Annotated in this window: 11 protein-coding genes; 6 read left to right on the top strand and 5 right to left on the bottom strand. The window is 68.3% G+C overall.

Translation table 11 applies throughout. The features are described from left to right. On the top strand, window positions 1-1,277 hold a 1,277-nt coding region (locus tag ACFV6V_RS26550), incomplete at its 5' end, for a right-handed parallel beta-helix repeat-containing protein (RefSeq protein ID WP_385569660.1). A 221-nt stretch (window positions 1,278-1,498) separates the two neighbouring features. Beyond that, the gene (locus ACFV6V_RS26545; RefSeq protein WP_385569657.1) at window positions 1,499-3,019 is read left to right on the top strand and encodes a hypothetical protein; all 1,521 of its coding nucleotides are present in this window, start codon (window positions 1,499-1,501) and stop codon (window positions 3,017-3,019) included. A gap of 70 nt (window positions 3,020-3,089) precedes the next feature. Here the strand turns inward: ACFV6V_RS26545 and ACFV6V_RS26540 are convergent, their stop codons facing one another. Further along, the gene (locus ACFV6V_RS26540) at window positions 3,090-3,617 is read right to left on the bottom strand and encodes a VOC family protein (RefSeq protein ID WP_385569654.1); all 528 of its coding nucleotides are present in this window, start codon (window positions 3,615-3,617) and stop codon (window positions 3,090-3,092) included. Window positions 3,618-3,720: 103 nt separating this feature from the next. Between ACFV6V_RS26540 and ACFV6V_RS26535 the strand changes: the two genes are divergently transcribed. Beyond that, window positions 3,721-4,410 (top strand): GPP34 family phosphoprotein, encoded by a 690-nt coding sequence (locus tag ACFV6V_RS26535; protein ID WP_385569652.1) that lies wholly within the window; start codon window positions 3,721-3,723, stop codon window positions 4,408-4,410. Between the two features lie 10 nt (window positions 4,411-4,420). Here the strand turns inward: ACFV6V_RS26535 and ACFV6V_RS26530 are convergent, their stop codons facing one another. After that, window positions 4,421-5,551, bottom strand: a complete 1,131-nt coding sequence (locus ACFV6V_RS26530) for a CapA family protein (protein ID WP_385569650.1) — start codon at window positions 5,549-5,551, stop codon at window positions 4,421-4,423. Window positions 5,552-5,612: 61 nt separating this feature from the next. After that, window positions 5,613-6,029, bottom strand: coding sequence for a hypothetical protein (locus tag ACFV6V_RS26525; RefSeq protein ID WP_385569647.1), 417 nt, complete (start codon window positions 6,027-6,029; stop codon window positions 5,613-5,615). 154 nt (window positions 6,030-6,183) lie between these two features. On the opposite strand from ACFV6V_RS26525, the gene ACFV6V_RS26520 reads away from it, so the two are divergent. The 3 genes from ACFV6V_RS26520 to ACFV6V_RS26510 all read left to right on the top strand — a co-directional run bounded on the left by ACFV6V_RS26520 (window position 6,184) and on the right by ACFV6V_RS26510 (window position 8,231). Continuing rightward, window positions 6,184-7,020 (top strand): Scr1 family TA system antitoxin-like transcriptional regulator, encoded by an 837-nt coding sequence (locus tag ACFV6V_RS26520; protein ID WP_385569645.1) that lies wholly within the window; start codon window positions 6,184-6,186, stop codon window positions 7,018-7,020. Next, entirely contained in the window at window positions 7,017-7,253 is a 237-nt protein-coding gene (locus tag ACFV6V_RS26515; RefSeq protein WP_385569643.1) for a DUF397 domain-containing protein, read from the top strand. Before ACFV6V_RS26520 ends, ACFV6V_RS26515 begins: the two co-directional genes overlap by 4 nt. Before the next feature lie 81 nt (window positions 7,254-7,334). Further along, the gene (locus ACFV6V_RS26510) at window positions 7,335-8,231 is read left to right on the top strand and encodes a sigma-70 family RNA polymerase sigma factor (RefSeq protein ID WP_385569640.1); all 897 of its coding nucleotides are present in this window, start codon (window positions 7,335-7,337) and stop codon (window positions 8,229-8,231) included. A 73-nt stretch (window positions 8,232-8,304) separates the two neighbouring features. Here the strand turns inward: ACFV6V_RS26510 and ACFV6V_RS26505 are convergent, their stop codons facing one another. Together ACFV6V_RS26505 and ACFV6V_RS26500 are read right to left on the bottom strand one after the other, a co-directional pair. After that, window positions 8,305-9,729: a hypothetical protein gene (locus ACFV6V_RS26505; RefSeq protein WP_385569638.1), complete on the bottom strand. Its 1,425-nt coding sequence runs from the start codon at window positions 9,727-9,729 to the stop codon at window positions 8,305-8,307. 241 nt (window positions 9,730-9,970) lie between these two features. Further along, entirely contained in the window at window positions 9,971-11,434 is a 1,464-nt protein-coding gene (locus ACFV6V_RS26500; protein WP_385569635.1) for a hypothetical protein, read from the bottom strand. Window positions 11,435-11,476: the final 42 nt, after the last annotated feature.

Raw genomic sequence — 11,476 nt, 5'->3', positions numbered from 1 at the left:
AAGGCAAGGAGAAGGGAGGCAAGGGCGACTACGGCGACAAGGGCGGCAAGGACAAGGGCGGCAAGGGCGGCCACGACAAGGGCGACAAGGCCGGCGGCAAGAAGCAGGACAAGAAGCGCGGCTGGTACGAGCGCGAGGTGGACTGCGACCCCAACGACCTGATCGCGGCGCTCGTCGACCTGAACGAGAACAGCGGCGGTTCGCTGCGCCTCGCGGCCGACTGCACCTACACCCTCACCGCCAACACGGACGGCAACGGTCTGCCGGAGATCATCCAGCCGATCAGCATCCACGGCAACGGATCCACCATCCAGCGGGCGGCCAACGCCGACCAGTTCCGCTTCTTCCAGGTCGGGGCCGGTGGCGAGCTGAAGCTCAGCCACGTCATCCTCACCCGTGGAAAGTCCGCCGAGGACCAGGGCGGTGGCGCCATCTGGGTCCAGGAGGCGGGGCTCCTCGAGACGGAGATGGTGGCCTTCGTCAACAACACCGTCGACGACATCACCGACGACGACGGTGGCGCCATCCTCAACGAGGGCATCACCAGGGTCAAGAAGACCACCTTCGAGGGCAACTCCGCCGACGACGGGTCCGCCGTCTACACCGATGACGGCGAGCTCGTGATGGACGACGCCAAGGTCTACCGGAACATCGGAACGGACGGCGCCGTCGAGACCGATGGCGGCACCTCGACGATCTGGAAGTCCGACATCCGCCACAACATCGGTGGCGGCGTCGAGTCCGACGGCGGCGTGACGGAGATCGAGAAGTCCGAGATCGCCTTCAACACCGAGGACGACGGAAACGGCGGTGGTATCGACCACGAGGACGGCGGACTCCACGTACGCGGGACCAGCGTCCACGACAACACGGCGACCGGCGAGGGCGGTGGCGCCCAGCTCTCGGACGAGGCGGTCTTCGAGGACAGCAAGGTCTTCGACAACGTCACGACCGTGGCCCGCGAGGAAGCCGGTCCCGCTGTCGGCGGTGGCGGTCTCGCCCTTGAGACCGAGGACGCGGCCGTCGCGCTGCGGCGCGTGAAGGTGGACGGCAACCAGGCTCCGGGCAACGGCGCTCAGGGCGGCGGCATCTTCGTGCACGAGGGCAGCAGCCTCGACCTCACCGACGTCAAGGTGACGCGGAACATCTCCGACGAGGAGGCCGGCGGCATCCAGAACGACGGCGAGGTCACGACCCAGGGCAAGATCCGGATCATCGACAACGTCCCGACCAACTGCGAGGGCAGCACCAACCCGGTGCCGAACTGCTTCGGCTGATCCCTCCCGCAACAACCACACACCGGGTGGCCCGCAGCGACCACCCCCGATCCCCCCTCTGCCCGCCCCCGGCATCCGTGCCGGGGGCGGGCTCGCGTGATGGCGACACGCCCACTCAACGATTATCCTATTTGTCGCTTTTCGTGTGATTCGATTGAGTCAGTATCGCCCCTTCCGGACCAGGGGCGTGACGGCCTGTCACAAGAAAGCGAGCCGATCGGATGTCTGAACCACAGGGCGCCCCGCCCCGCCCCAAGACGGCGATGCTGAGCCGTCACTGGAAGCTGGCCGTCCTCGCCGCGGCCGGATTCGCCACTGTCATCGGCACCACCACAACCGTCGAGGCCAACGAGGGCCGCACGTCCGAGGCCACGCCCGCCACTCGCGCCACCTCGCCCAAGGGCGCTGAAGGCAAGGGCACTGAAGGCAAGGGCGACGAGGGCAGGGAGAAGGGCGACAAGGGGAAAGGAGGCAAGGGCGATCACGGCAAGGCGGACAAGGCCGGTAGGACCGACAAGGGCGACCGCGACGAGTACGGCCACCACGGCGACGACGACACCACATACGTGGAATGCGACCCGAACGACCTGATCGCCAACCTCGTCGACCTGAACTCGGACGCCGGCGGCACCCTTGTCCTGGCCAAGGACTGCACCTACACCCTCACCGTCAACGAGGACGGCAACGGTCTGCCGACGATCACCCAGCCCATCACCATCCGCGGCAACGGCGCCACCATCCAGCGCGCCGCCAACGCCGACGCCTTCCGGCTCTTCGATGTCGGGTCCGGTGGCGACCTGAAGCTCAGCCATCTCACCCTCACCCGCGGCACCACTGTTGAGGACGAGGCCGGGGCCGCGATCAGAGTGTCCCCGGCAGGGCGGGTCGACCTCGACTGCGTCACCGTCACCCGCAACGCCGTCGGCGATCTCGAGAACGCGGACGCGGGTGGTGTCTTCAACGAGGGCATCCTCACCATCCGCAACAGCACCCTCAGCAAGAACGCCGGCGAGGACGGCGCCGCCGTCTACAACGACGGCGGCAAGGTGGAGATCACCGACTCCAGGATCACCGGCAACACCTCCGACGACAGCGATGGTTACGCCGCCGTCTACAGCGAGGGGGGCGGAACGCTGAAGGTCTCCAGGAGCCTGGTCGCCTACAACTACGCGTACTACGGCGGTGGCATCTACAGCAGCTTCGACGGCAACGGCGCCACCACCACCGTGATCGACCGGAGTGCCGTCGTGTACAACCACGCCGCCTTTGGCGGCGGCATCTACGGGGACGACGGCACACTCGTCGTGCGCGACAGCACCGTCGCGTACAACACCACGAGCGGAGAGGGCGAAGGCACCGGTGGCGGCGGTTTCTACCTCGAACGCAATGTCTCCACAGTGATCACGGACAGCAAGGTCCACGCCAACACCGCAGCCAACGGAAACGGCGGCGGCATCCTCACCGAACTGAACGAGGGCTCGGTGCTCGCGATCCGCGACTCCAAGGTCTCGGGCAACCAGGCGCCCGGCAACGGGGCCATGGGCGGCGGCATCTTCGTCGGCGAAGGCGACGAAGTCCGGCTCACCGACACCAAGGTGACCGGCAACATCTCCGACGAGCCCGCAGGCGGAATCCACAATCTGGGCGCGATCACCGCCTACGGCAAGACCAAGATCGTCGACAACGTGCCGACCAACTGCCAGGCCATCGGGACCAACCCCGTCCCGAACTGCTTCGGCTGACCGATCCGGCCAACCCACCGACCCGCCCCCGGCGTCCAACGCCGGGGGCGGGCCCTTGTCCGGGCCCGGCTCAGCCCACCGTCGTGTCCTCCATGTCCTCCATGTCCTCCCGAAGCCTCGGCCCCGCCGCCACCAGCGACTCCACGGCGTACTCCATCGCCCCCGTGAACTTCGGGTCACCGAGGCGGCGTTCCGTCTCGGCCTCGTCCACGTCCTCGACATGACTCTGGATCCACCAGATGTTGCCGAACGGGTCGCGCACCCGCCCGCCCTCGTCACCGAAGAACTGAAGGGTCACCTCGGTCACCGACTCGCCCCCCGCCCCGACCGCGCGCCGGTGGGTCTCCTTCGCGTCGGGCACGTACAGCCGCAGGAACGCGGGCGTCACCGGCCAGCCCTTCGGGCTGTCGAAACCCATCACCCTGGCGTCGCCGATCCGCAGCTCGACATGGCCGATCGTGCCGTCCTCCATCTCGAAGCGGCCCAGTTCCTCGGCGTCGAAGGCGCGCTGGAGGTAGTCGACGAGGCCCGCCGTGTCGTTGCAGATGATCCAGGGCGTGACGGTGGTGTATCCCTCGGGAACCGGCTGGACGGCCATGGTGTCTCCTCGTTCGGGGAACGCAACGAGAACGACGGTAGGTGGCAAACAGGCCATCTTCTGTCCTCGTTGAACTGACCTATGTCGCAAGGGAGTCCGTCGAATGACCGTCACACCCAGCCCGCCCGGCACGCACGTCACACTCGCCGAGGAGGTGGCCCTGCTGTCGCTGGACGACGAGTCCGGTGCGGCGAGGGAACGCCAGTCCGCGGGCTGGGCGGTCGCGGGCGGGATCCTGCTGGAGCTGGTCATGGCGGAGCGCGTCGCGGTCGCGGACGGGCGCCTCAGCATCACCGACACCACCCCGACGGGCGTCCCGCTGCTCGACAAGCGCCTGGAGCTGCTGATCACCTGGGCGAAGCGCGGCGGCAAGCGCCGGGTGACCGACTGGCTGACCAAGGACCAGTCGAAGGCCGTGTCCGCGACGGTCGAGAGCCTGTGCGCCCGGGGTCTGGTGGTCGAGGAGCGACGCAAGGCGCTCGGAATCTTCCCGCTGCGCCGCTATCCGGAGGCGGACGGCACGGTCGAGCGTGAGCTGCGGGCGCGGCTGGCCGCGGTGGTGCTCGAGGGGGCGGAGCCCGATGTCCGCACCTCGGGGCTTGTCGCGCTGCTCCAGGGCGCGAAGCTGTACGGACTCGCCTTCCCGGACCTGCCGAAGAAGACGGTCGAGCCACGGATGACGGAGATCGCGTCCGGACAGTGGGCCGGCGACAGTCTGCGCGAGGCCATCCGGAACATGCAGGCGGCGATGGTGGCGATCACGGCGACCGTCGTGGTGACCACCATGACCTGACCTGACGGGCTCAGCGCCGCCGCCAGCGCAGCGTCAGACCACCCGCACGGCGCGGATCCGGCTCCACCTGTGTCCCGAAGGCGTGCCCGGCCCTGCTCAGCACCTCGCACAGCCAGGCACGGTCGGCTGCCGGGGCGTGCTCCAGCCGCATGCGCCGGGCGCGCAGCGGCGCCATGCGCAGCTCGGTCAGCTCACCGGTGTCCGGGTCGAGTGCGGGGAAGTACATCAGGCGAAGGTCGGCGCGGTAGCGCTCATAGCCGGTGATGCCCTCGTAGTCGTCGATCAGGTCGCCGCAGCCGTAGAGGATCAGCTTGCCCCGGTAGACCTCGATGGGGCGGGCGTGGTGGGAGGAGTGGCCGTGCACGAGGTCCACGCCGCCGTCCACCAGGCGGCGGGCGAACGCGGTCTGGCTCTGTGAGACGCCGTAGCCCCAGTTCGATCCCCAGTGGATCGACACCACGGTCAGGTCGCCGACGCCGCGCACGGACTCAAGACGCCGGGCGAGGGCGTCGGCGCTGCGGGCGGACAGGTCGGGTACGAAGTCGACTCCCGGCCGCCGCTCCCCCGCCGCCCAGCGGGAGGGGACCCCGGCCGATGCCATGGCGCAGGACACTACGAGCACCCGCCCACGGCCGTCCCCCAGGTCGACGGCGACGGGCCGCCGTGCCGCTTCCGCGTCCCGCCCCGCCCCTGCCGGGCCGAGACCCGCCCGGCTGAGCACGTCCACGGTGTCCTCCAGGCCCCGGCGGCCGAAGTCGAGCACGTGGTTGTTCGCCAGGGCGCAGACATCCGGATGCGCCGCCGCGAGGAAGGGGACGTTGCCCGGGTGCATGCGGTACGCGACGGGCTTGCCGGGGGCGAAGTCGTCGCTGGTGGTGACGCTGCTCTCCAGATCGATGACGCGTACGTCGGGCAGCACGGCGCCCAGGGACTCCAGGGCGTCCCCCCAGGGCCAGGAGAAATCCACAGGCTGGGGAATCACCCCGTTGACCGACTCCGCGAGGGCCACGTAGTCGCGGGCGTCGCGTATGTATCCCTCGCGCAGGGCGGGGTCACCGGGGTGCGGCAGGATCTGGTCGACGCCCCGGCCCGGCATGACGTCACCGCTCAGGAATAGCGTGACGGGGACAGCCAGGACCATGGAGCATATTTTCGCACCATCACCATTTTCCTGCCGCATACGCATAACGACTCCGGTCATCTCAGGAGCCCGGTCTCAGCACTTCGGACGCCGCCGACCGCAGCAGCAGCGGATGCACGAAACGGTGCGCGTTGACCGGGGGAAAGCGCCATGACAGTGGCCAGGTCCGGCCCGTGAGGGCGGGCACCGGAACGAAACTGATGGCGCCCGGGGAAGAATTGAATCGGGTCACTCCGCGCGGCCAGGCCCTGTGCGACGTACTGCCCACGGGGAGCAGGAAATATACGCCATGCCGGCCATTCGCCTCGATGACCACGGGCCCCGGGTCGCCGCCCGTCAGCTCTCCGAGGAAGTCGGCGAGATCGCGGCCCTGGTCCCCGTCGATGCGTACCGCGTCGAATTGGACGCCTGCTTTTCGGAGCTGGAATCCGCGTTCGGGAACCCAGCCGATCTTGCTTTGGCGAGTTTCTGCAATCACGTATCCAGTCTGGCGGTTTCCGGTTAGCGTTTTCCGTGACACGGCCGAGGTGTGGTGAGTCGGTTGACCAGCGCAAACACGCCTTGAATCGGGTCGAATTCGGCGTGGGCCGGTGGTGACCGGTTGAGTCCGGTTGAGTCGAATGGTGATCGGTATGGCGCGTGCGGAGAACAAGGAAACGGCGGGTCCGGCCACGCGACTGGTGGCCGAGATGATCCGCAAGATGCGCATCCGGGCGGGCTTGACACAGCCGCAGCTCGGCGAGCGGATCGGCTATTCGGGTGCCGCGGTGAGCGCGGCGGAGACCTGCGCGCAGGCACCGAGCGACGAGATGCTCGTGGGGCTGGAGCGGGAGATCGGGGAGGGTCTCGGCTTCTTCGAGGATGCGCGGGCGCCCGTACGCCTGGAGAAGTACCCGAAGCAGTTCCAGGACTATGCGGGTCTCGAACAGAAGGCGGTCGCGCTGCATCTGTACGCGACGCTGGTCGTGCACGGGCTCTTCCAGACGCCGGAGTACGCACGGGCGCTGATCGGCGGGGGCTATCCCCCGCTGCCGGAGCCGCGCGTGGAGGAGCTGGTCGAGGCGCGGACGGCGCGGCAGGCGCTGTTCGACCGGCAGCCGGTGGCCCTGATCGAGCTGGTGCTTGAGGAATCGGTGTTACGGCGCACGATCGGCAGTGCGGAGATCATGCGTGACCAGCTGAAGTTCCTGGCCAAGTGCGCACGACGACGCAATGTGACCCTTCAGGTGCTGCCGCTGGACGCCGGAATCGGCGGTGAGTACGCAGGAGCTCGCGGCGGGGTGGAGATCGTCGAGACCCCGGAGCACGACCATCTGGTCTATCTGGAGCTGCAGGGCGAGAGCCTCCTGATCAAGGACCGCAGCAAGGTGAGCACGCTGTCCCAGCGGTATGCGAGGATCCGCTCACAGGCCCTGGGCCCTCGTGAATCACTGGGCCTCATCGAGCAGTTGGCAGGAGAGCAGAGATGAACGACAGCCTGCGCTGGTTCAAGTCAAGCTACAGCGACGACAGTGGCGGCAGCTGCGTCGAGGTGGCCTTCGACTGGCGCAAGTCCTCCTACAGCGACTCCAGCGGCGGCGAGTGCGTCGAGGTCGCCACCTGCCCCCACTCCGTCCACCTCCACGACTCCAAGGTCGTCGACGGCCCCACCTTCGCCGTGGGCTCCGCCGCCTGGTCGACCTTCCTCTCCTGGCAGAGCTGAGCCGATCAGCCAGGCTCGTCACATCCTCCCCGTCCGCTCCGTCAGAGGAGTGTCGGCAGAACGGACGGGAGAGTGTGAGCGATGGACGACGGCGAGTTCCTGGCGGAGCGTTTCGAGGCCCATCGGGGCCATCTGCGGGCGGTGGCCTACCGCATGCTGGGGTCGCTCAGCGAGGCGGATGACGCCGTCCAGGAGGCATGGCTGCGACTCAGCCGCTCGGACACCGACGAGGTCCGGAACCTCGCGGGCTGGCTGACCACGGTCGTCGGCCGGGTGTGCCTGGACATGCTGCGTGCGCGCACCTCGCGGCGGGAGGACCCGCTGGACGTGTACGTGCCCGATCCGGTGGTCAGCAGCATCAGCGGCACCGACCCCGAGCAGGAGGCGCTGGTCGCCGACTCGGTCGGGCTCGCCCTGCTGGTGGTGCTCGAGGCGCTGCCGCCCGCGGAGCGGCTGGCGTTCGTGCTGCACGACATGTTCGCCGTGCCCTTCGACGAGATCGCGCCCATGGTGGGCCGAACCCCCACCGCCGCACGTCAGCTCGCCAGCCGGGCCCGGCGCCGGGTCCAGGGCGCGGCACCCGCTCCCGAGCCCGATCTCACCCGTCAGCGTGAGGTCGTGGAAGCCTTCCTCACCGCCTCGCGCGGCGGAGACTTCGACGCACTGCTCTCCCTGCTCGACCCGGACATCGAGCTGCGCGTGGACGGCGGAGCGTTGCCGGCCCCCCAGGGCAGCTCGAAGCTGGTGCGCGGAGCGCGGGCGGTGGCCAGTCAGGCATTCATGTACCGCAGCTTCTCGCCGTTCGCCCGGCTCGCGCTCGTCAACGGCGCTCCTGGGCTGGTCACGGTGCCCGAGGGCGACACGGCAGCCGCTGTCATGGCCTTCACCGTCGGTCCGCACGGCAAGGTGGTCCGCCTCGACATCCTGGCCGACCCGGAGCGGCTGTCCGGGATCGACGTGACGGTGCTCGACACCTGAGACATGGCCTGAGACATGCGCCCGCCCCCGGGGAGAGGTACCGGGGGCGGGCGGTCCTGGAATGGACGGGGCGTCAGCCGAAGCAGTTGGGGACGGGGTTGGTCCCGGTGGCCTGGCAGTTGGTCGGCACGTTGTCGATGATCCGGACCTTGCCGTAGGTGATCACCGTGCCCAGGTTGTGCACACCACCGGCGGGCTCGTCGGAGATGTTCCGCTTCACCTTGGAGTCGGTGAGACGGAGCGTGGCGCCCGAGTTGACGTAGACACCCCCGCCGACGGCTCCGTTGCCCGGCGCCTGGTTTCCGACGACCTCACTGCGGCGGATGGACAGCTCGCCGTCGGCACGCACGCCACCGCCCGTTCCGGACGTACCCGCGTTGGCGTTGTCGTTGACCTTGCTGTCCTCGATCACTCCCGCGGCGCTGGCGAAGATACCGCCCGGCCCGTCGGTCGCGATGTTGCCGCTGACGGTGCTGTGCCGGACGTACAGGGCACCGAAGCTGATGATTCCGCCCGCGTTGACGGCGGTGTTGTCGATGACGGCGCTGTCCTCCAGCTCCAGCAAGCCGCTCGCGTTCAGACCGCCGCCGTCGTTGGCGTGGTTGGCGCTGATCAGGCTCTTGGTGATGAGGACAGTGCCCGCACGGTTGCCGATGGCGCCGCCGCCGGCGTTCGCCAGGTTGCGGGTGAGCTTTGAGCCCTCGACTCGGAGCTTGCCGCCGTCGTTGAGGATGGCGCCACCCTCCTGGGCGGAGTTACCGCGGAAGGTGCTCCGGCGGATGTCGGTGATGCCCTCGTTGTTGATGGCTCCACCGTCGTCGCCGGTGATGCTGTCGACGGTGTTGTCCTCGAGGTTGACGCGATCGAGGGTGAGGCGTCCCGCGGCGTCGACCTGGATGGCGCCGCCGTCCTGGTCCTCGGCGGTCTCGCCGCGGGTGAGGCTGAGGTGGCTGAGCTTCAGTTCGCCGCCCGCCGCCACCTGGAAGAAGCGGAACTGGTCGATGTCGGCGGCGCGCTGGATGGTGGCGCCGTTGCCGTGGATGGTGATCGGCTGGACGATCACCGGGAGGCCGTTGCCGTCCTGGTTGACGGTGAGCGTGTAGGTGCAGTCCTTCGCGAGGACCAGCTCACCACCGCTGTCCGCGTTCAGATCGACCAGGTTGGCGATCAGGTCGTTCGGGTCGCACTTCACGTACGTCGCGTCATCGCCGTGATGGCCGCCGTACTTGTCGTCGTGCTTCTTGCCGCCCTTGTCGTGGGCGCCCCCGCCCTCCTTGCCGTGACCTTCCTTGCCCTTGCCCCCGCTGTCCCCACCGCCGCCGGCGGGCAGGCCCTTGCCGTCCGCGTGCGCGGTGGACGACCGCGCTCCGGCCACTGCTTCCCGGTGGTTGACCGCGACGAACGTCGTGGTGGCCGCCACCGTGGCGAAACCAGCCGCAGCGAGAACGGCCATCTTCCAATGACGGCTCAGCACCGCCGCCACCTGTGACTCAGACATACGACGTACCTCTCTTTCCCTGTGACAAGCCGTCACACCCCGGGTTCCGAAGGGGGTGAAAGTAGGTCATATCAAAACACACGAAAAGCTAAAAATAGGACAATAGGCATCGGCGTTTCCGAGTGTCGCCGTCGGCGTCGGGTGCGCGCACACCCGGACATGCGCCCGCCCCCGGGGAGAGGTACCGGGGGCGGGCGGTCTGGGGCGGGCTGTGCGGTGAAGGTGGTGCTGACGGCCTCTGTCAGCCGAAGCAGTTCGGGACCGGGCTGGGGCTGCCCTCGCAGTTGGTCGGCACGTTGTCGATGATCCGGACCTTGCCGTACGTGGTGACCGTGCCCTGGTTGTACACACCGCCGGCTTCCAGGTCGGAGATGTTGCCCGTCACCTTCACGTCGGTGAGACGGACTTGGTCCTCCTCGCCGACGTAGACGCCGCCGCCCCTGGCCCCGTTGCCGGGCGCCTGGTTGTCGGCGATCTTCGTGTCCCGGATCGAGACCGCTTCGTCCTCGTCCAGGTCGGTGAAGATACCGCCGCCATTGCTGGCGGTGGCGGCGTTGGCGTAGACCTTGCTGCCCTTGATCACCGCGGAGGCGGCGAGGTGGAGACCGCCGCCGCTGTTGGCGCTCGCGGTGTTGTAGGCGATGGTGCTGTCGCGCACGGCGAGCGTGCCGAACTCGTGGTAGACGCCGCCGCCGAAGGAGCCGTGGTTGTAGACGACCGCACTGTCCTCGACCTCGGTCGTCCCGGAGCTGTAGACGCCCCCGGCGTTGTACCCGTAGTTGTAGCCGACCAGGCTCTTGGAGATCTTCGCGGTGCCGTCCTCGTTGTAGATGGCGCCGTATCCGTCCGCCTCGTCCGAGATGTTGCCGGTGACCCTGGACGTGTGGATCTCCAGCTTGCCGCCCTCGTTGAAGACTGCTGCACCGTCGTCGCTGAGGTTCTTGCTGATGGTGCTGTTGCGGATGGTGGTGATGCCTTCGTTGTAGACACCGCCCCCGTCTTCGTTGTTGGCCGTCACGTCGTCGACGGTGTTACGGGTCACGGTGACGCGGTCGAGGTCGAGGCGACCCCCGGCATGGACGTTGAGCGCGCCACCGTTCTCGTCGGGGGCGGCCTTGCCTCGGGTGAGGGTGAGGTGGCGGAGCTTCAGGTCACCGCCCGCACCGACCTCGAAGAAGCGGAAGTTGTCCGCGTTGGCGGCGCGCTGGATGGTGGCGCCATTGCCGTGGATGGTGATCGGCTGGACGATCACCGGCAGACCGTTGCCGTCCTCGTTGACCGTCAGCGTGTAGGTGCAGCCCTTGGCGAGCACCAGCTCACCGCCACTGTCCGCGTTCAGATCGACCAGGCTGGCGATCAGGTCGTTCGGATCACACTCCACATATGTCGCATCGTCGCCGGGATGGCCGCCGTACTTGTCGTCGTGCTTCTTGCCGCCCCTGCCCTGTCCACCCTTGTCGTGACCATCCTCGCCCTCGCCTTCGCCACCGCCGGCGGGCAGACCCTTGCCGTCCGCGGCGGCTGTGGCCGACCGCGCCTCGGCCTTCTCGCTCTTCTCGTCATCCCTGATGGCGGCGATGGTCGTGGTGGCCGCCACGGTGGCGAAACCGGCCGCACCGAGAACGGCGATCTTCCAGTGACGGCTCAGCACCGTCGTCCACGGACGAGGCGGCTCGCCCGCGCCCTTGCCCTGTGATTCAGACACGACGTAGCCCTCTTTCTGACTGACAAGCCGTCACGCTCCTTG

Origin of the sequence: Streptomyces sp. NPDC059828 (assembly GCF_042731955.1) — a bacterium.
GTDB lineage: Bacteria > Actinomycetota > Actinomycetes > Streptomycetales > Streptomycetaceae > Streptomyces.
The sequence above is the reverse complement of the archived record's forward strand: the minus strand, read 5'-3'. Positions and strand labels throughout refer to the sequence as shown.